Source organism: Nonomuraea sp. NPDC005650 (assembly GCF_040605375.1).
In the GTDB taxonomy this organism is placed as follows: domain Bacteria; phylum Actinomycetota; class Actinomycetes; order Streptosporangiales; family Streptosporangiaceae; genus Nonomuraea.
Map to the genome: position 1 here is coordinate 66,895 of NZ_JBEXCR010000032.1, position 23,359 is coordinate 90,253.

Genomic DNA, 23,359 nt, shown 5'->3' on the forward strand with positions numbered 1-23,359 from the left:
TTCACAGGTCAGAACAGCAGGAGAACCGGCAGCGAACAGCCGAGAAGAGCGACGATCGCCGCGGCGGCGCCCGCGATCCAGGTCGTGTGCGGGGCGTTGACGAGTGGACCCATCAGCGACCGATCGCGGCAGAAACGGACGAGCAGGAACAGCACCACGGGCACGCCGAGCGAGATGACCACCTGACTGAGAATCAGCAGGTCGGTCAGCGACACGCCGGAGAACAGCGCGAGGACGGCCGGCGTCATGGTCACGATCCGGCGCACGTGCACGGGCACCCGCCGGCCCAGGAAACCCTGCATCACGATGTCGCCTGCGAGCGTTCCGATCCCGGAGGAGGAGATCCCGGACGACAGGAGCGCGATGGCGAAGGCGAGGGCGGCGGCTCCGCCTATCCGGGCGCCCAGTTCCACATGGGCGGCCGGCAGGTCGCCGGTCCACGCACCGCCGGTCTTGGCACCGAGCCCGGCGCCGAGGGCGATCATCGACACATTGATGACCGTGGCGACGCCCAAGGCCAGTGAGCAGTCCAGGCGCAGGATCCGGCGGATGAGGTCCGGCTGCGCGCGGGCGGCGGCGGTCGTCATGCCGTGGCCCTGCACCAGCGCCGAGTGCAGGTAGACCGCGTGGGGCATGACCGTGGCGCCGACAATGCCCATGGCCAGGAGCAGCGCTCCCTCACCTCCGAGGCCCGGGATCAGCCCGGCGGCGAGTCCGCCCGCGGACTGGTTTCCCGTGACGATGATGTCGTACCCGACGCCCGCGCCGACGAACAGCAGAGCCGCGGCGCTCATGAGTTCGAACGGGCGGGTCCGGCCCTTGCGCCGCAGTTCCAGCAGTGCGAGTGACACCACCGCCGTTGACACCGCCGACACCCCCACCGGCATGCCGAACAGCAGCTGCATCCCGATCGCCGCGCCCACGAACTCCGCGAGGTCGGTCGCGAGCACGACGACTTCGGCCTGCAACCACAGCATGAGGCTGCCCGCCCGGGTGAACCGCTGCCGGCACAACTGCGGCAGGCTCCGCCCGGTCGCCATGCCGAGTTTCGCCGCCTGGAACTGCACGAGGATCGCGACGAGACTGGCCACCACGACGACCCATACCAGGGTGTAGCCCAGTGTCGCGCCCGCGGTGAGGTTGGTGGCCACGTTCCCCGGGTCGACGTACGCGATCGCCGCGACGAAGGCGGGCCCCAGCATGGGGGCCACCTGGGTGACTCTGCTCGAATTCGTCGGCTTGAGGCGAGCAATCACCGAGCTTCCCTAATGATGATGTATTTGGCATTCTTCCGTGTCACCAGAATCGGCGCGCCGAGTCAGAGGTACCCATGCGAAGAGGGTCGTGAAACACGACCATTTCACGAAAGGATCGGATCGATATCACGGGAGGGCTAAATTGCCATCAATCCATTCGAAGAGCTCTATCTTCAGGTTTCCCGGCAAATCTAGGTGATCTGGGTGTAGCGCATGAGCGCCCGCCGGCGATTGCGGTCTACAATCCCCACGACCGCTCCGGAGAGTTCGATGGGTCGGACCGCAAGAGGAAGGGGTAGCAGCCGGCACAGCCTCTTGGCGGCCGGGGCCGCGCCGGGTCGGGGTGACCGGCGGGCCTGCCGGCTCAGGTTGCCGTTCAGGCGGAAGGGCGGGGCGGCGTGCTCGCTGGGCGGTGATGTGGGACCGCTTGACGGGAGCCGACAGGCGCGTGCCCGTCACCGGTGGGTGCCGTCTCGCTGCCGGGTGCGCGGTCATCGTGGCGCGCTGCCCTGTTACGGCGGACCCGTTCGCTACGGCGTGTCGCCTCGGCGCGGAGGGCCAGTTGGTTGCGGTGGGCCACCATGACGACCAGGCCCGCCGTCAGCGCGGTCATGACGGCCGCCACCGCGAGTGCGGTCCACGTGGCCGCGTCGGGGTGGATCAGCGACTGGCCGCGCAGAGCCTGCCAGGCGGTGATGGCGAACAGGGAGCTGCAGCCCAGGATGACGACTCCGGCCAATTGGGCGCGTACGCGTTCATGGCGCAGCCAGCCGATCCTGGCCGCGAAAAAGGTGAGCGCCAGCACCGTGAGTACGAACAGCTGGATGGAGTGCAGGCCGATGAAGTGCGGAACGCGCAGGTCGCCGCCTGTGGTGCTCCAGTTCGTGATCGGCATGCCGCCGCCGTCCGGTGTCCCGACACCGTGTCCGCCGACCAGTGGGACCGGGTTGCCGTAGGCGTCCTCGACCGTGCGGGATCCGGCCGATGAGGTCCACCCGGTGATGAAGGACGCCAGGGCCATCCCGAGGACGGCCAGCCCGAGCCCGGCACGCAGGGACCAGGTGAGCGCCGCGTCGCCGACGCGCTGGAACAGCAGCATGACGGCGACGACAAGGCTCGCCCCGAACAGGCCGAACACGCCGGTCGAGAAGATCTGCTGCCCGATCCGGTCGAACGGGTCGGTACTGGCGTTGAAGTGGCTGTAGGTGCCGCGGGCGGCCTGCACGGCGATGAACCCGACGTCGATCAGCCCGGCGACGGCGAAGACCGTTCCGACGGCCCGCATCGTGCGCCGTGCCCGGCGCAGTTTCGGTATGAGCCAGGCGAGTGTCGCGCCGTACATGACGAACGACACCCCGAACTTCAGCGGCTTGGCCCACACCGACTGGTGCATGAGCTCACGGCCGTCGACGAAGAGGCCGACGCTGGCGACGACGACGAGGGCGGACATGGCCGCCGTCATGATCATAAGCGGCCGGTGCCACAACCGGACGTCGGACAACTGGTCTCCCAACCGGTTCATGCCGCTTCCGATCCCGCGCGGTCCCTGCCGTTGTGTGCGACGCCGCACGTTCCTCGCCCGGTTGTGCCGCACGCCCGACGAACGCGTGCGTACGATGTACTCACTGTCATGCGTACATCGTAGGGAACCCTTCGGAAAACCTCGCTTACAAGCGCTCAATTGCCCCCGCAAAGTGCTCTACTGTACTAGTAGGTGAACTAGTACACTCCATGAAGGAAATCGGAGGGCGCCGATGACCTCGGCCACACACCGTCCAGATCCGCCCTACCGGCGCATCGTGGCGGAGTTCCGCACTCGGATTCTGGCCGGCGACCTGCGGCCCGGCGATCGTGTGCCGTCCATCCGGCAGATCGCCCAGCGATGGGGGGTCGCGGTCGCCACCGCGACCAAGGTGGTGGCGGCTCTGCGCGAGGAGGGTCTGGTCGAGACGAAGGTCGGCGCCGGTACGGTGGTCAGCGTCCGCGCAGGCCGAACCGAGCGGCCCTCAGGCCCATCCGGGCCGCCGAAACCACGGCAAGCCGGTGTCCCCAAAGGCTCGCTGAACCGCAGGTACGTCCTGCACGCCGCCATCGCGATCGCCGACGCCGAAGGGCTCGACGCCGTGTCCATGCGGCGGCTCGCGGCCGAGCTCGGGACGGGCCCGATGTCGCTGTATCGGCACGTGACCGGCAAGGACGAACTGGTGACGCAGATGGCCGACGAGGTGTTCGGCGAAACGGAGCTGCCCGACCCCGGGCCGGAGGGATGGCGGGCCAAGCTCGAGCTGGTCTCCCGCCGGCAATGGGAGCTGTGCCGGCGACACTTCTGGCTGCCCGAAGCCGTCTCCTTCACCCGCCCTTTGCTGGTGCCCAACATGATGGCCCACACCGAGTGGACCCTGCGCGCGCTCGACGGGCTCGGGCTACCCGCGCAGATCCGGACCCGCGAAGCGCTCACGCTGCCCGCGCTGGTCAGCACCGTGGCACTGTCCATGGCGCAGGAGGCCGAAGCCGCCCAGGAGACCGGTATGACGCTCGACGGCTGGCGGCTGATCCAGCGCAAGCGCGCCGACGAGCTCCTCAGCAGTGGACGATTTCCACTCCTGGCCCTGGTCCCCGAGGAGACGGTGTCGGACCTGGACGGGATGTTCGACTACATCTTGGCACGCCATCTCGACGGGTTCGCCGCCATGGTGGAACGGGGGTTCGACCGCAGCTGACGGCTCCCCGAGTGCACCCCTCCGACCGGGTCGGGGCGCTCCAGGCGGAGGGCCTCGTCGACGGCCTGGTGGCCTACGGCGGCTGGGACGACGGGCCCCATTGAGTTCCCGATCGGTGTGCCGGTTTCGACTGTCGTCATCGGCTCGCGGCAGGCCCAGGGATCAGGCGAGCTCGATGTAGTCCAGCTCCGCCCAACGCGTCTGGTACTGGAAGCGCAGGGTGTTCCACCCGGCGTTCAACGTGAGCTGGGCCGGCGCCTGCGTCCAGTTGTCCCAGCCGCGGTCGGGATAGCTCAGCGTGAACCGCGTGCCCCCGTTCACCGTCACCAGGTGCTGCGCGTCGCCGTACCCGGCGGCGTAGGCCACGTACGCGGTGTAGGCCCCGGCGACCGGCGCGAACACCCGGACGTCGACCCAGCTGTCCGCATAGTCGATCTTGGCTGCGACGGCCCCCTGTGATGCTCCGGCCGCGCCGGTACGGACCTCGGCGTGGTTGAGCGTGCCGCCCTCGGCCTCGTACCGCACCCGGCTGCCGCGGACGACCGGGTAGTCGTTGGCCCAGCCCAGCTCCGCGGTGTACATGTGGCGTGCGTTGCCCACCCAGCCGTGGAAGAAGACGCGGCTCCCGAGCACGTCGGTCCCGCCGGGGCCCTGAACGGCGCCGTCGAAGGTGGCCGTCGTCATCAGCGGCCGGTACGCCTTGGTGTAGGGCCCGGTGAGAGCCGGGGACACGGCGTAGCTGGTGAAGTAGCTGTTGCCCGCGTAGGAGCCGGCCGAGTAGAAGAGCACGTACTGGGAGGACCGCTTGACGAGCACAGGAGCCTCGATCACCCCGGCCTCCTCGGGCCGGTCGTTGCGGATGAGCTCGGTGCGGCCGCCGACGAAGGTGACGCCGTCCGAACCGACCTGCTGCAGCCACAGGACGGTGGGGCGGCCGACGGCGTTGCCGTCGTTCTTGTAGAGCAGATACCGCTTGCCGTCGGTGTCGACGAAGCTCGACGGGTCGATGTCGCCGCCCTCGCCCGCGTTGCAGACGAGCGGTGCGGCGCCGGTCGGCTGGAAGGGGCCGAGGGGGTTCGCCGAGGTCGCGGCGCCGATGCACATGCGCCCGGTGGCGGTGCTGGGGCCGGTGAAGTACATCAGGTAGCGGCCGTCGGGGAGCAGGGAGACGTCGGGTGCCCAGAACCCGCCGTTCCCCGCCCAGGACGGTTTGGCGGGCAGCGCGTCCCCGCGTACGGTCCACGGGCCGGTGGCGGACGGGGCGCTGGCGACCTGGATGCGCCCGGCCCCGCTGCTGGTGGAGTAGGCGTAGAAGGTGGAGCCGACCTGGATGACGTCCGGATCGGGGAAGTCGGCGTGGATCAGGGCCGTCGGGGCCACGGCGGCCGCCGCCGGCTCCGCACCGGCCGCGGGCAGGCAGACCGCGGTCGCGGTGAACACGAGGAAGAGCCGGCCGAGCAGCCGCATGGGGACCTCCGATCATCCGTACTCACGGGTATAGGCCATTCCGGAGTCGCGAGGAAGAGATTTCTTGGCATTTCAGTCAGGAGATTCTGATCGCCGCTGTCAGATCGGCGGCTCAAGACCCTTTACCTCGGAATCGGCGGCCTCGGCGAGGCGGGCGGCGAGGAACTCCCGTTCGGCCTCGTTGTCGGCGAGGTCCAAGGCCGCGCGGTAGGCGACGGCGGCCTCGCGGTGGCGGCCGAGACGGCGCAGCAGGTCGGCCCGGATGGCGGGAAGGTAGTGGTAGGCGGCGAGCCGGCCGTCCCGTTCCAGTGCGTCGATCTCCTCGAGGGCGGCCTCGGGACCGTACACCATCGAGGTCGCCACCGCGCGGTTGAGCGCGACGACCGGCGAGGGCCACACCTTCAGCAACTCGTTGTAGAGCCACAGGATCTGGCGCCAGTCGGTCGCGGCGTAGCTCGCGGGGGTGGCGTGCAGGCAGGCGATGCCGGCCTGCAGCGCGTACCGGCCGGCCCGGCCGATCCGGAACGTGGCCTCGACCAGCCGGCGTCCCTCGTCGATGGCGGCCCGGTCCCAGGCGGCGCGGTCCTGCTCCTCCAGCAGCAGCAACCGGCCCCGGGCGTCGGTACGGGCAGCCCGGCGGGCGTCGGTGAGCAGCAGCAGCGCCAGCAGCCCGCGGACCTCCGCCTCGTCGGGCATCAGGGCCATGAGCATGCGGGCCAGGCCCAGCGCGCGCTCCACCAGATCGGCGCGGACCAGCTCGGCGCCCGTGGCGGCGGTGTGCCCGGTGGTGTAGAGCAGGTGGATGACGGCCAGCACCGCGTCCAGCCGCTCGGGCAGCTCGCCCATGTCCGGCACCCGGTACGGGATCGCCGCCGCGGAGATCTTCTTCTTGGCCCGGGTGACCCGCGCCGCCATGGTCGGCTCGGAGACGAGGAACGCCTTGGCGATGTCCCCGGTGCCGACCCCGCACACCAGGCGCAGGGTCAGCGCCACCTGGGCCTCCCGGGCCAGCGCCGGGTGGCAGCAGGTGAAGATCAGGCGCAGCCGGTCATCGGGGATCCCCTCGTCGTCGGGCTCATCCATGTCGGCCTCGTCCGGTTCTGCGAGCAGCGGCATTTTCGCCCGGAACACCCGGTCCCGGCGAAGAACGTCCAGCGCTTTGCGCTTGGCGGTGGTGGTGAGCCAGGCGCCCGGCTTGCGGGGCACGCCGTCGCGGCCCCAGACCTCCAGCGCGGCGAGGTAGGCGTCCTGGACGCACTCCTCGGCCAGATCGAGGTCGCCGGCGACGCGCGCCGTCGCAGCGAGCACGAAGGCCCACTCGCGACGGTGCGCGTCCGCCACGGCGCGTTCGACCGCGGCCCTGGTGCCGTCGCTCACTCCGCCGGCGGCGCGAACAGCGGCCGGACCTCCACGCCGCCGCCGTCCAGATAGACCGGGTTGAGCTTGGCGATCTTCAGGGCGACGTCCAGGTCGGGCGCCTCCAGGACGAAGAACCCGGCGACGACCTCCTTTGCCTCGATGAACGGCCCGTCGGTGACGATGTCGCCGCCGCGCACGGACGTGGCCGTGGAGCTGGGCTGCAGCGCGTATCCCGCGACACCGTGCCCGCCCAGCTCCTCGACCTGGGCCGGGTAGCGTTCGAGCGCGGCTTCGTACTCGGGCGAGATGGTCATCGGGTCGCCCGGCGCCGGCATGTAGACAAAGACTCCGTACTGGGGCATCAGGCCCTCCTCATTCTCAACGGTCATCCTCTCTATCACCCGACGAACGAGAAGGGCCGGTATCGACAGCGGCAGGCGGGTCACGGGTTCGATGCGATGGTGCCCTGGTTCGCCGGTTTCGTGGCGACGGCGAGCCGGTCCAGCTTGCCGCTCGCGGTTCTGGGCAGCGACGGGACCACGTCGATCCGCGCCGGCACCATGTGCGCCGGCAGCTTGTCGCGCAGCATCGCCAGCACCTCGCCCCGGTCGAAGGACGCGGACGTGGCCACCACGAACGCGCGCAGGCTCCGGTCCTCCGCCTCCTCCCCCACCACCGCGACCACCGCCTCGGCGACGGAGGGCATCGAGTTGAGCAGGGTCTCGATCTCCCCCAGCTCGACCCGGAAGCCGCGCAATTTGACCTGACTGTCGCGCCGGCCGAGGAACTCGAGCTCCCCGCTCTCGCCCACCCGCCCGAGATCTCCCGTACGGTACGCGCGGACGGCCAGGTCCAGGGGGTCGGGCACGTAGCTCCGCGCGGTGCGGTCCGGCAGGTTCACGAACCCCGGCCCGACGCACTCGCCGGCGATCCACAGCTCCCCGGTCCGCCCCTCGGGCAGCGGCCAGCCGTCCTCGTCGCACACGTGGACGCGCGTGCCGCGGATCGGTTTCCCGATCGACGGGAGCGACGGCCACTCCGCCACGTCCTCGGGCAACCACTGGCAGGTCGCGACGTGGGTCTCCGTCGTTCCCCACTGGTTGGCCAGGCGGCAGCCGGGCAGTCTGGCGAACATGGCGCGGAGCCTGCCGCCGCACTGCATCTGCTCGCCCGTCGAATAGATCTCGCGAAGCGGGTGGGCCTCGGAATTGGCGTCGCCGGCGAAGAGGGCGAGGGACCGGAGCATGGCGAAGGGCACGAACAGCCGGTTGACCCGCTCGCGGGCGATCAGTTCCCACAGGAACTGCGGGTCGTGCCGCTCGTCCTCGGTGCAGCACACGACGGTGCCGCCCTCCCCGAGCGTGGTGAGAACCTCCTGGTAGATGACGTCGAAGGCGGCCGGGGAGAACTGCAACGTCCGGTCTCCCCCGGCGCAGCCGCTCTCGGCGATCTGCCAGGCGATGAGGTTGGCCAGGTTCCGGTGCTCGAACAGGACGCCCTTGGGCCGTCCGGTGGAGCCGGAGGTGTACATGATGTAGGCGAGATCTTCACCTGAGACGGGCGGGAGCGGGCCCGCGGTCCGCGACGGGGGGTGCTCGGTCCGCCGGGTGGCGTAGACCAGCGGGCCGTCCGTGGCGAGCGGCCGGAGGCCGCCCAGCCGTTCGAGCGGGCCCGCGTGCCCGATCACCAGGTCGGCGTCGGCGTCCGCGCACATGTACCGCAACCGGTCCGCGGGATAGGTCGGGTCGAGAGGTACGGCCACGCCGCCGGCCCGCATGACGCCGATGAGGGCCACCACCAGGTCGATCGATCGGTCAAGGTGGATCCCGACCCTGGTGCCGACGCCCGCCCCGAACTCTGCGAGCCGGTGGGCCATGAGCTCCGATCGGCTCCAGAGCTCGCGATATGTCATGGAGTCTCCCTGGAAGCTGGAGCCGCGGCCGGCCTCTACGCTCACTGGAGCCGATCATGAATGAGCTCGACGCGGACGACGCCCGGCCCCGTGGAGCGGCCGAGGAGCTGGTCGCCGCCATCTGGTGCGACGTGTTCGACCTGGAGCGGATCGGGCGGCACGACGACTTCTACGACCTCGGCGGTCACTCACTGCTCGCGATCCGGATGGCCTCCCGCCTGCGCGACACCATGGGCCTGAAGGTGCCGGTGCGGCTCATCCTCGACCATCCCACGGTCGCCGAAATGGCCCAGCTCATCGAGAAACCCGCCTGAGCGGCCCGGACGCGGGGCCGGCTACGCCGCCGTCATCACCATCCTGGCCGCCGCCTGGTAAGCCCGAGAATTCCGGACCGCCGCACGTGTCAGCCGGACAGCGCCGCGGCGATCCGGTCCTCCGCCCAGGGCACCATGAGGAAGCCGCGTTTGACCGTCAGCACCTGCACGCCCGCCGTCCATGACCGGATGCCGGGTACGGAGGCCAGCGTGCGCGAGGTGAAGTGGTGGATGTCGGCCGTGGTCGGCACGATCACCTCGCAGATCAACGACGTCTGGCCCAGCAGGGAGGCGATCATCCGGACGCCGCGCTCGTTCGCCAGCCGTTCGGCGACGCCGTCCTGCATGCTGGGCTCGACCGACAGCCAGAACAGCAGCTCGGCCTCATAGCCGAGCGCGGCGGCCGGGATGAACGTGGCCACAATGGCGCAGCCGCGCTCCACCATGGCCTCGAAGCGCCGCCTGGCCGTGCTCTCGCTGATGCCCAGCCGTTTGCCGACCGACCCGAAGCTGGCCCGCGCGTCCTCGCGCATCGCCGCCAGCACGGCACGGTCGACGTCGTCGAGGTGCCCGCGCTCGCACGTGTGCAGGGGTGGCTGCAGCGCGAACGGCACCGCCTGCTCCCCCACGATGGCGACGCTCCAGTCGTAACTTTGCTTGTAGGTGTGCAGCACCAGGTCGGCGACGCTCTGCTGGGTGCCGGGGATGGTGTGCACGAAGTCGACCAGCATCGAGTACAGGTCGCGCTCCTTGGGCGCGACCAGCTCGAAGACGATGTCGTAGCCGCCGGTGACGATGGAGACGTACCGGACGTCGGGGTTCCTGGCCAGCAGCCCGGCGACCCTGAGCTGGCTGCCGGGCGCGCAGGCCAGCCGCACGATGAACACGTGCACCGGCCCGTCGTGCTCCAGGTGCGGCAGCACCGCCACGCGGACCAGGCCCGCGCCGAACAGGTGCTGGGCCCGCCGCGCCACCGTGGTGGTGGAGATGCCGAGCAACTGGGCGATGTCGGTCCAGCTCGCCCTGCCGTTCACGTGGAGCGCGGCGAGGATCTTCCTGTCGAGGTCGTCAAGATCTTCCATCGGGGGCATCATCGCGTGTTCAGCCCCGCTCGCGCACCTTGCCGAGGAAGTCGCGGACGGTCGCCTCCCACAGCTCGGCCTCCTCGACCTGCGGCGAATGGCCGGATTTCTCGAAAACGCGCAGCTCAGCCCGAGGGATGAGGCGGGCGATGGTCTCGCTGCACTCGACCGGCGTGATCCAATCGTGCCGTCCGACGGTCACGAGGGCGGGGGCCGTGATGCCGGGCAGCAGGTGCTTGATGTCGTAGTTGGGCTGGTTCACGGCGAAGGCGTGGTTGTGGGTGCGGTAGTGGTACGGGGTGGCGGCCACGCGCTGCTCGACCTTGGCCGGGTCGTAGTCGTGGTCGTAGAGCGGCAGGATCTCCCGCCAGCAGTCCCGCAGGTCCGCGTCGTCGCGAACGGTGCCGGACATGATCCGGTCCAGTTTGGCCGGATCGATCCGCACCCGGGACGAGGCGGCGGCGTTGCGGGTGGCCAGCTCCTGGTTGGCGTTGTCGGCCGAGGTGTCGCGGAGCACGACGGCGCTCACGCGCTCAGGATGACGGGCGGCGTACTCCATGGCGATGAAGCCGCCGTACGACCCGCCGGCGATCACGACCCGCTCGGCGCCGAGCCACTCGCGCAGGCCCTCGACGTCGGCGACCCACTGCTCGTGCGTGAACGGCCCGTTCTGACCGCTGGCGCCCGATCCCCTGGCGTCGAAGACGACCACCCGGTAGGCGTCGGCGAGCCGGCCGAAGCTGGCCTTGGGCTCGGCGAGCGAGCCGAGCCCCGGGGCGCCGTGATGGGCGATGATCGTCTCCTCTCCGTCGCCGAGGACCTCCACGTTCAGAGGGTTTCCGTTGATGTCGATGAACACGTGCCTGCCTTTCAGATGATGACGTCGGTGAGCTCGCGCGGGTACGCCGTGAGCCGGCGCGGGCCCGACTCCGTGACCAGGACTGTGTCGGAGATGCGGTATCCGGCGTGTCCCGGCACGTACACGCCGGGCTCGCTGGACAGGATCATGCCGGGGGCCAGCTCGGTGGCGTCGCCCTCGGACAACCACGGCGGCTCGTGGAAGCCGAGCCCGATTCCGTGCCCCTGACGGTGGCGGATGTGCGCGCCCAGCCCGGCCTCCTCGATCACCGCCAGGCAGCGCCGGTTGGCCTCCTCGCAGCTCAGGCCCGCGACCAGGGCCTCGGTGCCGATCTCCTGGGCTTCGCGGACGGTCTCGTAGTAGCGGGCCTGCCGCGGGGTGGGTTCACCGATGACGAACGTGCGCTCGCTCTCGACGAACCGGCCGCCGACCGCGCAGCCGAGCGAGAGCATGAACGTCTCCCCCGCCCGCAGCCGGTCGCCACCGGGCAGCCGGTGCGGCTGGGCCGAGTTGGGGCCGCCGTAGACGAGACCGCCGGTGAGCATGGGAACCACGACGACGTCCCGGTGCCTGGCGTACATGAGGCGGGCGCCGTGGGCGATGACGTGGGAGGCCAGCTCCGTTTCCGCAGGCAGCTCGCCACCGCTTCCGACGGCCGCCCTGACGAGCTCGACGCCGGCCTCCAGCATGGCGTCGGCGATGCGCGCCGCCTCCTCGTGCAGCGTGATCTCCTCGGGCGTCTTGCGCAGCCGGACGCGGCCGACGGCCTCCGACGTGCTCCAGCGGGTGCCGGAGAACGCCTCGGCCAGGGCCTGGGCGCGGGCGACGCCGGTGGAGGGGGCGTACGCGGCGGTCGCGGGCCGGCGTACGTGGTCGGCGAGCACCGCGAACGGCGAGCGGCGGCCGGGGAACTCGGGGTAGGTCACGATCTCGGCGTGGGCCCGCTGGTCCTGGGCGTATTCCCGTTCGAGGTCCGGCACGAGCAGCACCGGCGGTTCGTCGAGCGGCAGCCAGCAGGCGACCGGGCGCTCGTTCGGGAAGTGGTGGAATCCGGTGAGGTAGGCGACGTCGAGCGGGTCGTCGAGGAGCAGCGCCGACAGGTGCTCGGCGGCCATCTCCGCGCGCACGCGGTCGAGCGCGCCGGCGTAGAAGGCGTCGGGGAGCCGCTGGGTGAAGGTCATGAGTCGTTCCTGTGGTTGCGGGCGTCGTTGTAGGCCACGGAGAGCAGCGTCGTGGACAGGACGAGCAGCAGGATGGCCAGCGACGGGAAGAGCGTGGTCCACCAGGCGGAGGCGAGCGAGCCGGACTGCTGCGCCTTGTGCAGGATCGTCCCCCACGACCAGCTGCTCGGGTCGCCCAGCCCGAGGAAGGACAGCCCGGCTTCGGCGAGCACAGCGCGGGAGGTGGTCAGCACGACCGACACGCCGACGACGGGGACGACGCCGGGCAGCAGGTGCTTGCGGACGATCCAGAGCGACGAGCCGCCGACGACCTTGGCCGCCGACACGAACGGCATGGGCACGATCGCCAGCGCCTGCGAGCGGACCACACGGGCCACCTCGGGCCAGCTGAACAGCGCGATGACCACGGCGAGCGTGCGCACGCTCGGCCCGGCCAGCGCCGCCACCAGGATCATCAGCGGCAGCACGGGCAGCGACAGCGACAGGTCGACCAGCATGCCGAGCGGCGTGTCAAGCCGGCGGAAGTAGGCGGCGCTGACCCCGATGAGCAGGCCGATCACGATGGCCAGCACGGAAGCGCTGACGCCGACCGCCATGCTGACCCGGGTGCCCCACACGACCTGGGCGAACACGTCCTGCCCGATGTCGTCGGTGCCGAACCAGTGGGCGGCCGAGGGCGGCTGGAAGGTGTCGGCGCCGTACCCCTCCGGGAAGGGCGCGATCAACGGCGCGAAGACCGCGACCAGCGCCAGCAGCGCCAGCAGGGCGCCGCTGGCCAGGCCGAGCGGGTTGCGGCGGAACTCGCTCCAGGTCCGCTGCCTGGGCGTGAGCTCTATGGCGGCTGCGGTCATGAGCCCTCCTTCGTCGGTCTCATGACCTCGACATGCTCGGTCACTAGGTGCGCACCCTGGGGTCGAGAATTCCGTAGGCCACGTCGGTGATCAGGTTGGCGGCCACGACGGCCGCCGCGAGCAGCACGAACGCGCCCTGCAGGACGGGGAAGTCGAGCTGGCCGACCGCCTCGTAGATGGCGCGGCCGATACCCGGGTAGGCGTAGATCGTCTCGGTCAGCACCGCGCCGCCGACCAGAGTGCCGAGCTGGAGCCCGGCGATCGTGGTGGTCGGCAGCAGCGCGTTCCGCAGGGCGTGCTTCCACACGACCTTCCCCGGCCGGACGCCCTTGGCCTTGGCCAGCGCGACGTAGTCCTCGCCGAGCGCGTCGATGAGCGTGGTGCGCATGGTGAGCACGTAGCCGCCCAGCTGGATGAGGACCAGCGACAGGCACGGCAGCGCCAGGTGGTGCAGCATGCTGAGCGTGGCGCCGAAGCCGGTGGCGTCGAGGTCGACCGCGCCGCCGATGGGGAACCAGCCGAGCCAGACCCCCAGGACGTACATGAGGAAGATCCCGACGCTCGGCACGAACAGCGACTGCGCGGTGACGCCGACGACCTGGATCAGGCGGTCCAGCCAGCCCTTGGCCTTGGTGGCGGCGAGCACGCCGAGCGGGATGCCCAGCGCGATCGTCACCACCATGGCCGAGATCGTCAGGATCAGCGTCCACGGCAGCCGCTCCATCAGCACGGTCGTGACGGGAATCGACTGACGGAACGACATGCCGAGGTTGCCTTGCAGGAGCTGGCCGAGGTACTCGACGTACTGCGCGCCGAGCGACTTGTCCAGGCCGAAGTCGGCCAGGAGCTTCTGACGCAGTTCCTCGGTCATGTTCGGGTCGGCCACGGCCAGCACCGGGTCGCCGGGCAGCAGTCGGACCAGGAAGAACGTGACCGTGACCGCGAACCACAGGGTGAGCAGACCGCGGGCCAGCCGCAGGCCGATGAACCGCATGACGATCAGCCCGCCGGCTTGGCCGCGGCGAGGGAGAGCGGGTTCAGGATGGACAGCAGTTCGCTGGGCATCGGCTTGAACCCGGTCCACTTCGTGGAGTACGCGATGTTGAACGTCTCCACGTACAGGACGTTGTCATAGACCTGGTCGTGGATGATCCGCGCGGCCTCCTGGATCGGCGCCTTGGCGTCGGCGGCGCTGAGCGCCCGCTGCGCCTGGTCGATCAGGTCGTCCAGCTTGGGGTCGCTGACCTGGGCGTAGTTGATGAACCCGCCGGTCTTGAAGGCCAATCCGAGGTTCGCGGGCGGGTTGTCCATGACGGCCCACGAGCCGGCGTAGATGTCGAAGTCGCGCTTGAGCGCCTTGTCCACATACGTGTTGCGCTCCAGGCCCTGCAGCTTGATCGTGATCCCGGCCTTCTTCGCCGAGTCGCGGACCATGGGGGCCCAGCGGGCGATGTTCGGGTCGGCCTGGTCGTAGATCATGCTCAGGCTGAGGTTCGCGACCCCGGCCTCGGCCAGCAGCTTCTTGGACTGCTCCGGGTCGAAGGCGTACTCCTTCGAGGAGGGGTCCACATAGTCGGGCAGCGACGGGGTGAGCACGCTGGAGTTGGAGGACTTGGCAAAGCCCTTGAGCGCGATGTTCCTGATGGCCTCGTAGTCGACGGCGTGCGCGAGCGCCTGGCGGACGCGGACGTCGTCGAGCGGCTTGCGCTTGGTGTTGTACTGCAGGTGCGCCCAGCCCAGCGACGGGATCTGCTGCAGCTTGACCTTGGGGTCGTTCTTGAGCTCGGTCGCGGTGGCGGGCGGCAGGACGTTGCCGATCAGGTCGATCTCGCCGTTGCGCAGCGCGAGGACCTCGGTGTTCACGTCGGGGAAGACCCGGAAGACGATCTCCTTGACAGCAGGCATGCCGGGGCCGAAGTCGTCCACGCGCTGCATGATGTAGCGCTGGCCGCGCTCGACCTTGGTGAGCTTGAACGGCCCCGCGCTCACCCAGTCGGCGTCGTTGGCGAACTTCTGCACGCTGGGCGCCTTCTCGAAGACGTGCTTGGGCACGACCGGCAGCCAGAAGCCCACGTTGTCCAGGAACGTGCCGTCGGGCCGCTTGAGGGCGAACTTGACCTCGGTCGGCGAGACGGCTTCGGCCTTGTCCAGCGCGGTGATGAGCCCGGCGACCACGCCGAACTTCTCCTTCTGCACCGTCGTCACCGAGAACACCACGTCGTCGGCGGTGACCGGCTTGCCGTCGGACCACTTCATGTCGTCGCGCAGCTTCACCGTGGCGGTCTTGCCGTCGTCGGAGTAGGACCACTCGGTGGCCAGGTACGGGACGCGCTTGCCCGACTCGTCCATCTGGGTCAGGTGCGGGTACATGAGGTTGGTGACCCACGAGTCCGTACGGCTGTTGCCGACCAGGGGGTTGTAGTTGACCACGTCGGCGGTCGTGCCGATGGTCAGTCTGTCGGCGTTCGCCGTCGGCGCGCTCTGGGACGATGACGACGACTGCCCCGGCACGCTCGGGGCGCAGGCCGCCGTCGCGATGGCCAGCGCGGCGAAGACGAGAATGGCGCGTCTCATCAGAACCAGACCTCTTCCAGCACACGCATGACGTTGCCGCCGATGACCTTGGTGATCTCGTCGTCGGAGTAGTCGTGGGCGACGAGCCAGGAGATGATGTTCCAGAAGCACTCGGCCGGGTTCTCCAGGCCGTCCACGTAGGCGACCTTCTCGTACGAGGTGCCCGCGTGCGCCTCGTTGAGCGACAGGTGCTCGGCGAAGGTGTCGTGCAGCCCCACGTGGTCGCCGAACAGCGTGTCGGGGCCGAAGGCGACGTGGTCGATGCCGACCAAGTCCACGCAGTAGGTGAAGTGGTCCATGACCGACTCCAGGCTGTGGCGGGGGTGGTCGGGCGAGAGCGTGGTGTGCGGGGCCGCCTCCAGCCCGATCACGCCGCCGCGCTCGGCCGCCGCCTTGATGACGGAGTCCGGCTTCATGCGGTTCGTCGGCCAGACCGACCGGGCGCCGGCGTGGGTGATGAGGATCGGCTTGTCGGAGTGGCGGATCGTGTCGAGCGAGGTCTGGTCGCCCGAGTGGGAGACGTCGATGGCGATGCCGAGCTTGTTCATGCGGCGCACGGCCTTCTCGCCGAACAGGGTCAGGCCGCCGTCACCGCGCTCCTTCAGGCCGCTGCCCAGGGTGTTGGCCTCGCTGTAGGCGATGCCCATCTGGCGGACGCCGAAGCCGTACAGCATGTCGATCCTGTCGACCTCGTTCTCGATCATCGTGGCCGCCTCCAGGGCGAGCACCAGGCCGATGCGGCCGCTGGCCTGCGCCTCGCGCACGTCGGCCAGGCGCTCGACCTTGATCAGGAAATCCTGGTGGGCCAGGTCTGACAGGCGCATGCCGATGTCGGCGATCACGTCGTTCCACTTCCAGCCCGCCTGGCTGGTGATGCAGCAGGTGCCGTCCATGAGGTTGTCGAAGACGACCGTCATGCCGGAGCGGGCCAGGCCCGCGTAGCCGGTGTGGTGGCGGGCGGTGCGGTTGTAGTCGACGGTCTGGCCGATGTCGTCGGGGAAGATCGACGGATGGTCGTGCAGCGAGACGACCAGGCTGTCGGTGAGCAGCCGGCGTACGCGCTCGGTCTGCTCGGTGGTGAGCTCGGGCCCCTGGTAGGCCGGAACCCGGCCGAGCTCGGGCGCCAGGTCGAACTCGCGGTAGTCGACGCCTGCTTCCAGGTACTCGTAGGAACGGTACCCCTTGTAGCTCTTTGCGGCTTCCAGCACTTGCAATCCCTCTCGTCCAATTTCGTGGAAGCTTGCCAGGATCAGGCGTGAAAGGCAATATATGAGTTGTTTTTCGGCAACCTGAGCCGACTCGGCGCCAGGTTTCGTCACATCCGAGAAAGGGGTGCGGTGAGCGAGGCAGCCGTCCTGGACATCCGCGACCTCCACGTCACCTTCACCACCCAGGGACGCGAGCTCCCAGCGGTGCGAGGCGTGGACCTGACCATCGAACGCGGCCAGACGCTGGTGCTGCTGGGCGAGTCGGGGTCGGGCAAATCCGTCACCGCCAAGGCCGTCATGGGGCTGCTCGACGGCCCGAACGTCCAGGTGCGCTCGGCGGCGGCGCGCCTCGGCGGCCGTGACCTGACGGCGATGTCCGCCGAGGAGCGTCGCGCCCTGCGCGGCAGCGCGATGACACTCGTCTTCCAGGACGCCCTGTCGGCTCTCAACCCGGTGCTCAGTGTCGGCGACCAGGTCGGGGAGCTGTTCCGGGTGCACAGGGGCGCCTCGCGCAAGCAGGCCAGGGCCCGCGCGATCGAGCTGCTCGACCTGGTGGGCATCCCCGCCGCCGCGAGTCGCGTCGACGACTATCCGCACCAGTTCTCCGGCGGGATGCGGCAGCGCATCCTCGTGGCCATGGCCGTGGCGCTCGAACCCGAGCTGATCATCGCCGACGAGCCGACGACGGCGCTGGACGTGACCGTACAGGCGCAGATCCTGGCGCTCATCGACCGCCTGCGGCGCGAGCTGGGCACTGCGGTGCTGCTGATCACCCACGACCTGGGGGTGGCGGCCGAGGTCGGCGACCGGGTGGCGGTGATGTACGCCGGGCGGATCGTGGAGAGCGGCGAGGTCGGCGAGCTGTACGACCTGCCGGCTCACCCTTACACCGACGCGCTGCTGGCGGCGATCCCCGATCTGGACAGCCCGGCCGCGTCGCTGCGCGCCATCCCCGGGACGCCGCCGAGCCCCGCGAGCGTGCCGCCGGGGTGCTCGTTCGCGCCGCGCTGCGCGCGGGCGAGCGAGGTGTGCTCGACCACGCGCCCGGCGCTGACGTTGTTGCCGACCGGCACCGGCCGGTACGCCGCCTGCCACCACTCGGAGGAGATGCTCGATGCCGCCCGTGTCTGACCAGCCCGTGTCTGACCAGCCCGCGTCTGACCAGCCTGTGTTGCAGGCCGTCGGGCTGCACAAGACCTATCGCGGCGGGATGTTGTCCAGGGGCGGGGCCGTGCGCGCGGTCGCGGGCGTGGACCTGGAGTTGCGGGCCGGCGAGACCCTGGGCATCGTGGGCGAGTCCGGCTGCGGCAAGTCCACGCTGGCCCGCATGCTCGTCGGCCTCGAACGCCCCGACCAGGGCGAGGTCACCTTCCGGGGCCGGCCGTTCTTCGCCCGTGGCGGCGTGCCGCGCGACGTCAGGCGACGCGTCCAGATGGTCTTCCAGGACCCGCTGACCTCCCTGAACCCCCGCATGACGGTGCACGACATCGTCGCCGAGCCGCTGCGGGTGCACCGGCTGTGCCCCGACGCGCGCGCCATGCGGGAGCGGGTGGGCGAGCTGCTGGAGCTGGTGGGCCTGTCCCCCGACCGGATGAACCGGTTCCCGCACGAGTTCTCCGGCGGGCAGCGGCAGCGGATCGGCATCGCCCGCGCCCTGGCCACCGAACCCGACGTCATCGTCTGCGACGAGCCGGTCTCGGCGCTGGACATGTCGGTGCAGGCCCAGGTGGTCAACCTCTTCGCCGAGCTGCAGCGCACGCTCGGGGTGGCGCTGGTGTTCATCGCCCACGACCTGGCCGTGGTGCGGCACGTGTCACACCGGGTCGGGGTGATGTACCTCGGGCGGCTGGCCGAGGTCGGGTCCGCGGCCGGGGTGTACGGGACGCCGGCCCATCCGTACACAATGGCGTTGCTGTCGGCCGCGCCCGTGCCGAATCCGCGCTCGCGCGGCCGATCGCGGATCATGCTGGCCGGCGACCCGCCGAGCCCCGTCGCGCCGCCGCCCGGATGCCGCTTCCACACGCGCTGCTGGAAGGCGACCGAGCGGTGCGCCGAGGTCGAGCCCGTGCTGGAGGCGGTCGGCGACCACTATGCCGCCTGCCACCACGCCGAACGCTGACTGGCTGAACCCGCGCCCGGACGGATCCACGCGCTGCGCGACGACCGGGCGCCGGTTTCCGGCAGCAGGCAGGTTATGCGATCGCCGGTTCGCCGGAGGGGCGCGGCGCGCTCGCCGGAGCCTCGTCGAGCGGCTGCGGAGGAGCGTTGAGCACCGCCTCGTCGATACGTCCCTCGCCGCGGGCGACGAGGACCGGCACCACGATTTGTCCCGCGACGTTGGTGGCGGTGCGGATCATGTCGAGGATCGGGTCGATGGCGAGCAGGAGGCCGACGCCCTCGAGCGGCAGGCCCAGCGTGCTCAGAGTCAGCGTGAGCATGACGATCGCGCCGGTCAGACCGGCCGTCGCGGCCGAGCCGACCACGGAGACGAACGCGATGAGCAGGTACTCGCCGACGCCCAGAGGGACGTTGAACACCTGCGCCACGAAGATCGCCGCCAGCGCCGGGTAGATCGAGGCGCAGCCGTCCATCTTGGTGGTCGCGCCGAACGGCACGGCGAAGGAGGCGTAGTCGCGGTCGACTCCCAGACGCTCGATCGTGACCTTCTGCGTCAGCGGCAGCGTGCCGACCGAGGAGCGGGAGACGAAGGCCAGCTCGATCGCGGGCCACGCATTACGGAAGAACGTGATCGGGTTGACCTTGCCGACCAGCGCGAGCAGCGCCGGGTAGACGGCCAGCAGGACGATGAAGCAGCCGATGTAGACGCCGAGGCTGAGCTTGGCCAGCGGCGCGAGCAGGTCCCACCCGTACGTGGCGACCGACTTGCCGATCAGGCCGGCGGTCCCGATGGGGGCCAGGCGGATGACCCACCACAGCGCCTTCTGGACCAGTTCGAGGATCGAGCGGCTGAAGTTGAGGAACGGCTCGGCCTTCTCACCGATCGCGATGGCCGCCGCGCCGAGGACGATCCCCAGGAAGACGATCTGGAGGACGTTGAGTTCGGTGAACGCCGTGACGATGTTCGTCGGGACGATGCCGGTGAGGAAGTCGACCCAGGATCCGACGTGCTCGGGCGCCTTCGCGCCCGCCGTGCTCAGGGTGACGCCCTGGCCGGGATTGATGATCAGGCCGAGGCCGATGCCGACGATGACGGCGATCAGCGCGGTGGCCAGGAACCAGAACAGCGTCTTGCCCGCCAGTCTGGCCGCGCCGTTGACGTTGCGGAGGTTGGCGACGCTGACCACCACCGCGGTGAACACCAGCGGCGGCACTGCCAGCTTGAGCAGCTGGACGAAGATCGCTCCGACTTCGGTGAGGGTCGTGGCCAGCCAGGCGAGGTCCCAGACGCGGGCCGCGAAGCCGAGGGCGACTCCCAGGACCAGGCCCAGCAGCAACTGCAGGGAGAAAGAGAATCTCTTCACGATGAGGAAGGCTCCGAAAGGAGGCATACCTGGGAGGGCATGCGAGGAGGGGGTGGGGATCGACCGCTGTGTCAGAGGTGGGCGTGCAGCCGCTCAACACACCACACAGGCAGGAAAGGGGAGTAAGTCGTACGAATGGGCCGTTACCCCGACTCTAAGATTGATCTCCACCGCAAATCAAGACTTTCCCGGTCGGAATCTGGGGCCCGAACCTCGGCCGCCAGATCGCCGAGAACGGGCGAAGTCGGCGATCGTGACGCATGTCGCGCTCCGGCGGCGAGGATGACGGCAACGGCGGCCCAGGGCCGCGTCCACCAGCCCTCTTCTCCGCGTCACGCGGCTCCCATGGTCGGCAGCGCCGTCCCAGGGGCCCTCTCCGGGACGCGTACGGTGCGGAAGTTCGTGGTGCGGCGCAGGCGGAAGCCGAGCCGCTCGTACAGGCGGATCGCGCCGGCATTGGCGGCGGACGCGTGCAGGAACGGCGTCTCGCCCCGATCGCGGATGCCCGCGGCGACGGCGAGCACCAGCCGGGTCGCCAGTCCGCGGCCTCGATGGGCGGGGTCGGTGCAGACGGCGCTGATCTCGGTCCAGCCCGGCGGGTGCAGGCGCTCGCCGGCCATCGCCACCAGCACACCGCCGGACCGGATGCCGAGGTAGACGCCGAGTTCGACGGTACGCGGCAGGAACGGGCCCGGCTTCGTCCGCCCGACGAGCTCCAGCATCTCCGGCACGTCCGCCGAGTCCAGCCGGACCACGTCGGCGTCGTACAGACCGGCGACCTGCTCACCGGCGAGCTGGACCCCCGGAACGTTCGCCGTCTCCGCCCAGCCGGCCAGGGGCGGCGACACCGCGCCGGGCAGGGACACGTGCCCGCCCGGCCCCGCCAGCGCGGCGACATCGTCCCAGTCGGCCGGGCCGGGATCCGGCGGCATCGACAGGAACGGCGCGACATCCGGGGGATAACGCAGCACGCGGCCGCGCCGCTCGGCGAGATGGGCGTGCGAGCCGAGCAGCGAGGCGCGTACCGGGTCGTCCAGGACGGACAGGATCGTGGTCATGGCGCGACCGGGATCCGCTCCGCCCGCTCCCGGTCCCGTTCGGCGACCCCCTCGCGGACCAGCGGGATCACATACCGCCCGAAGTCGATGGCGTCGTCCAGGAGGTCGTAGCCCCGGGCCGAGAGGATCTCGACGCCCAGGTCGTAGTAGTCCAGCAGGGCCTCGGCGACGGTCTCGGGGGTGCCGACGAGGGCCGTCGAGTTGCCCGCCCCTCCCGTCGCCGCGGCGGTCGGCGTCCACAACGCGCGGTCGTGCCGTTCGCCCTTGGCGGCGACGTCGAGCAGCCGCTGCGAGCCGGCGTTCTGCGGCGGGCCGGACAACCGGCGCCGGTTCGCCCCCACCCGGCGCAGATCGCCCAGGATGCGCCGCGCCTTCTCCCACGCCAGTTCCTCGGTCGGCGCGATGATCGGCCGGAACGCCACCTGGAACTTGGGCACGTCACCGCGCCCCGCCCGCACCGCCGCCTGCTTGACCGAGTCGATCTGCTGTGCCGTCTCGGCCAGCGGCTCCCCCCACAGGCAGTAGATGTCGGCCTCCGCCCCGCCCGCCGCGTAGGCGGCCTCCGACGAGCCGCCGAAGGACACGCTGGGCCGCGGCTGCTGCACCGGGAACACGTCCGAGACGAAGTCATTGAACGAGTAGTGCTCGCCCTCGTGGTCGAACGGCTCCCTCGACGTCCAGCCCCTTTTGACGATCTGGATGTACTCCCGGGTCCTGGAGTAGCGCTCGTCCTTGGTCAGGACGTCGCCCTCTCTGCCCTGCTCCTGGTCGTTGCCGCCGGTGATGAAGTGCACCGTCAGCCGCCCGTCGCTGATCTGGTCGAGGGTGGCGAAGGTCTTGAGCGCGTACGTCGGATAGGAGACGTTCGGCCGGTGCGCCAGAAGGATCTGCAGGTCCTCGACCCTGGTCGCCACGTAGGCCGCCACCTGCGCCGGGTCGGGCGAGCCCGAGCCGTAGGCGAACAGCACCCGATCCCAGCCGTACTCCTGGTGGGCGCGCGCCAGCCGCAGCGTGTACTGCTTGTCAAAGGAGGGGCCGGAGCGCGGAGAGGTCTCCGAGCCGTCGTTGGACCCGCCGATCCCGAGGAACTCCACAGGCATGAGCCGAGGCCTTTCTGATGGTCGCCAGCGAACCTCAGCTCAACACGCCCACCCTAAAACCGTCAAGCCCTACTTGTTTAGTAGGGTTCCTGTTCACTCGGACGCGTTCGGCCTGCGTTCGGCGGGCGGGAGCAGCAGCACCTCCAGCGCCCTGGCGCAGGCCCGCGCGTGCGCGACGAACCAGCCGATCCGCGCGTCGCTCATCACGCGCGGGGTGGAGCGCACCGCGAGCGCGTAGCGGACGTGATCGAGCCGGTCGAGCACCGGCACCGCGACCGTCCGGATCCCGTCGTAGGACTCCCCGTCGTTGAGCGCGTAGCCGGCTTCGCGAACCTTGCGCAGCTCGGCGCGCAGCTCGGCGTGGTCCACGATCGTGCGACCGGTCAGCGCCCGCAGCGGCCCGAGCGCCTCCAGGTCCGCCCTGCCTTCCGGCGCCCAAGCCAGCAGCACCTTGCCCAGCGCCGTGGAGTGCAGGGGACGGCGCAGGCCGGCGCCGCTGTCGGGGTCGAGCGAGCCGCCGCTCAGGATGACCGCATGCCGGTCGTTGCGTACGGCGAGGTCCACGGTCGCGGAGGTGACACGGGTCAGCTCGGCGAGTTCGGGCGCGATCCTGTGCAGGCCGCGGCGGTGGAAGGAGAGCTGCCCCAGCTCGGTGATCGACGGCCCGAGGCGGTAGCGGCCGGTCCGCGCCTCCTGTTCGAGGAAGCCCGCGCCGGTCAGGGTCCTGGCCAGGCGGTGCGCGGTGGAGGTGGGCAGCCCCATCCTGCGCGACAGGTCCGACAGACTCAGCGAGGGATCCCCGCCGCCGAAGCAATCGAGCATGCCGATCGCCCTCTCTACGGCCTGAACGCCGCCTTCTGCTGCCATGCGGGAATCTCCGAGTTCCGAGTAGGGAGAGCCGAACCCAGGTGAGAGCCGTTTCGGCAAAAAGATCTT

The 23,359-nt window shown here is 70.2% G+C and carries 21 protein-coding genes; 4 read left to right on the forward strand and 17 right to left on the reverse strand.

All coding sequences use genetic code 11. The features are described 5' to 3' along the window. Nucleotides 1–8: 8 nt before the first annotated feature. Nucleotides 9–1,202 carry an Nramp family divalent metal transporter gene (locus ABZS69_RS43585; protein WP_355383401.1) on the reverse strand — a complete coding sequence of 398 codons (1,194 nt, stop codon included), beginning with the start codon at nt 1,200–1,202 and terminating at the stop codon, nt 9–11. Nucleotides 1,203–1,632: 430 nt separating this feature from the next. Continuing rightward, complete coding sequence (locus tag ABZS69_RS43590; RefSeq protein WP_355383172.1) at nt 1,633–2,778, reverse strand: hypothetical protein; 1,146 nt, start codon at nt 2,776–2,778, stop codon at nt 1,633–1,635. A 232-nt stretch (nt 2,779–3,010) separates the two neighbouring features. Between ABZS69_RS43590 and ABZS69_RS43595 the strand changes: the two genes are divergently transcribed. Further along, the gene (locus ABZS69_RS43595) at nt 3,011–3,976 is read left to right on the forward strand and encodes a GntR family transcriptional regulator (protein ID WP_355383175.1); all 966 of its coding nucleotides are present in this window, start codon (nt 3,011–3,013) and stop codon (nt 3,974–3,976) included. Between the two features lie 162 nt (nt 3,977–4,138). Here the strand turns inward: ABZS69_RS43595 and ABZS69_RS43600 are convergent, their stop codons facing one another. From ABZS69_RS43600 to ABZS69_RS43615, 4 genes are all read right to left on the reverse strand, one after another. After that, complete coding sequence (locus tag ABZS69_RS43600; RefSeq protein WP_355383178.1) at nt 4,139–5,443, reverse strand: family 43 glycosylhydrolase; 1,305 nt, start codon at nt 5,441–5,443, stop codon at nt 4,139–4,141. A gap of 99 nt (nt 5,444–5,542) precedes the next feature. Next, the gene (locus ABZS69_RS43605; RefSeq protein ID WP_355383181.1) at nt 5,543–6,820 is read right to left on the reverse strand and encodes a DUF6596 domain-containing protein; all 1,278 of its coding nucleotides are present in this window, start codon (nt 6,818–6,820) and stop codon (nt 5,543–5,545) included. Then, entirely contained in the window at nt 6,817–7,191 is a 375-nt protein-coding gene (locus ABZS69_RS43610; protein ID WP_355383184.1) for a YciI family protein, read from the reverse strand. The genes ABZS69_RS43605 and ABZS69_RS43610 overlap by 4 nt, the downstream gene beginning before the upstream one ends. A gap of 53 nt (nt 7,192–7,244) precedes the next feature. Further along, nucleotides 7,245–8,714, reverse strand: coding sequence for an amino acid adenylation domain-containing protein (locus ABZS69_RS43615; RefSeq protein ID WP_355383187.1), 1,470 nt, complete (start codon nt 8,712–8,714; stop codon nt 7,245–7,247). A 56-nt stretch (nt 8,715–8,770) separates the two neighbouring features. Here ABZS69_RS43615 and ABZS69_RS43620 point away from each other — a divergent pair, with 56 nt between their 5' ends. Further along, entirely contained in the window at nt 8,771–9,028 is a 258-nt protein-coding gene (locus tag ABZS69_RS43620; RefSeq protein WP_355383190.1) for a phosphopantetheine-binding protein, read from the forward strand. An 89-nt stretch (nt 9,029–9,117) separates the two neighbouring features. Here the strand turns inward: ABZS69_RS43620 and ABZS69_RS43625 are convergent, their stop codons facing one another. Genes ABZS69_RS43625 through ABZS69_RS43655 form a run of 7 tightly spaced genes read right to left on the reverse strand, consistent with a single transcriptional unit; the run spans nt 9,118 to nt 16,783 of the window. Continuing rightward, nucleotides 9,118–10,110: an Lrp/AsnC family transcriptional regulator gene (locus ABZS69_RS43625; RefSeq protein WP_355383193.1), complete on the reverse strand. Its 993-nt coding sequence runs from the start codon at nt 10,108–10,110 to the stop codon at nt 9,118–9,120. A gap of 19 nt (nt 10,111–10,129) precedes the next feature. Further along, entirely contained in the window at nt 10,130–10,969 is an 840-nt protein-coding gene (locus ABZS69_RS43630) for an alpha/beta hydrolase (protein WP_355383196.1), read from the reverse strand. A gap of 11 nt (nt 10,970–10,980) precedes the next feature. Next, nucleotides 10,981–12,150, reverse strand: coding sequence for a Xaa-Pro peptidase family protein (locus tag ABZS69_RS43635; protein ID WP_355383199.1), 1,170 nt, complete (start codon nt 12,148–12,150; stop codon nt 10,981–10,983). Further along, nucleotides 12,147–13,001 (reverse strand): ABC transporter permease, encoded by an 855-nt coding sequence (locus ABZS69_RS43640; RefSeq protein ID WP_355383202.1) that lies wholly within the window; start codon nt 12,999–13,001, stop codon nt 12,147–12,149. Before ABZS69_RS43640 ends, ABZS69_RS43635 begins: the two co-directional genes overlap by 4 nt. A gap of 43 nt (nt 13,002–13,044) precedes the next feature. After that, on the reverse strand, nt 13,045–13,995 hold the full coding sequence (locus ABZS69_RS43645; protein ID WP_355383205.1) for an ABC transporter permease: 951 nt from the start codon (nt 13,993–13,995) through the stop codon (nt 13,045–13,047). A 5-nt stretch (nt 13,996–14,000) separates the two neighbouring features. Continuing rightward, the gene (locus ABZS69_RS43650; protein WP_355383208.1) at nt 14,001–15,575 is read right to left on the reverse strand and encodes an ABC transporter substrate-binding protein; all 1,575 of its coding nucleotides are present in this window, start codon (nt 15,573–15,575) and stop codon (nt 14,001–14,003) included. Continuing rightward, complete coding sequence (locus ABZS69_RS43655) at nt 15,575–16,783, reverse strand: membrane dipeptidase (protein ID WP_355383211.1); 1,209 nt, start codon at nt 16,781–16,783, stop codon at nt 15,575–15,577. The genes ABZS69_RS43650 and ABZS69_RS43655 overlap by 1 nt, the downstream gene beginning before the upstream one ends. A gap of 129 nt (nt 16,784–16,912) precedes the next feature. Here ABZS69_RS43655 and ABZS69_RS43660 point away from each other — a divergent pair, with 129 nt between their 5' ends. Together ABZS69_RS43660 and ABZS69_RS43665 are read left to right on the forward strand one after the other, a co-directional pair. Beyond that, nucleotides 16,913–17,914, forward strand: coding sequence for an ABC transporter ATP-binding protein (locus tag ABZS69_RS43660; protein WP_355383214.1), 1,002 nt, complete (start codon nt 16,913–16,915; stop codon nt 17,912–17,914). A gap of 79 nt (nt 17,915–17,993) precedes the next feature. Further along, a complete protein-coding gene (locus tag ABZS69_RS43665; protein WP_355383404.1) occupies nt 17,994–18,902 on the forward strand; it encodes an oligopeptide/dipeptide ABC transporter ATP-binding protein in 909 nt (302 codons plus the stop codon). Between the two features lie 73 nt (nt 18,903–18,975). Here the strand turns inward: ABZS69_RS43665 and ABZS69_RS43670 are convergent, their stop codons facing one another. The 4 genes from ABZS69_RS43670 to ABZS69_RS43685 form a co-directional block, all read right to left on the reverse strand. Beyond that, nucleotides 18,976–20,265, reverse strand: coding sequence for a dicarboxylate/amino acid:cation symporter (locus ABZS69_RS43670; protein WP_355383217.1), 1,290 nt, complete (start codon nt 20,263–20,265; stop codon nt 18,976–18,978). Between the two features lie 332 nt (nt 20,266–20,597). Then, a complete protein-coding gene (locus ABZS69_RS43675) occupies nt 20,598–21,323 on the reverse strand; it encodes a GNAT family N-acetyltransferase (protein WP_355383220.1) in 726 nt (241 codons plus the stop codon). Further along, a complete protein-coding gene (locus ABZS69_RS43680) occupies nt 21,320–22,423 on the reverse strand; it encodes an LLM class flavin-dependent oxidoreductase (RefSeq protein WP_355383223.1) in 1,104 nt (367 codons plus the stop codon). The genes ABZS69_RS43675 and ABZS69_RS43680 overlap by 4 nt, the downstream gene beginning before the upstream one ends. A gap of 93 nt (nt 22,424–22,516) precedes the next feature. Next, nucleotides 22,517–23,290 carry an IclR family transcriptional regulator gene (locus ABZS69_RS43685; protein WP_355383226.1) on the reverse strand — a complete coding sequence of 258 codons (774 nt, stop codon included), beginning with the start codon at nt 23,288–23,290 and terminating at the stop codon, nt 22,517–22,519. Nucleotides 23,291–23,359 lie beyond the last annotated feature (69 nt).